This is a genomic window from Enterobacter quasimori (assembly GCF_018597345.1).
In the GTDB taxonomy this organism is placed as follows: Bacteria; Pseudomonadota; Gammaproteobacteria; order Enterobacterales; family Enterobacteriaceae; genus Enterobacter; species Enterobacter mori.
Genome location: NZ_JAHEVU010000027.1, coordinates 1 through 219 on the forward strand (window position 1 = coordinate 1; position 219 = coordinate 219).

The window sequence follows — 219 nt, forward strand, 5'->3', positions numbered from 1 at the left end:
GTCTTGCGACGTTATGCGGTATTAGCTACCGTTTCCAGTAGTTATCCCCCTCCATCAGGCAGTTTCCCAGACATTACTCACCCGTCCGCCGCTCGCCGGCAAAGTAGCAAGCTACTTTCCGCTGCCGCTCGACTTGCATGTGTTAGGCCTGCCGCCAGCGTTCAATCTGAGCCATGATCAAACTCTTCAATTTAAGTTTGATGCTCGTGAATTAAACTT

At 50.7% G+C, this 219-nt stretch carries 1 rRNA gene; it reads right to left on the reverse strand.

Annotation, left to right across the window (positions count from 1 at the left end):
* A 16S ribosomal RNA gene (locus KK102_RS22140) occupies positions 1-193 on the reverse strand; the annotation flags it as partial.
* Positions 194-219 lie beyond the last annotated feature (26 nt).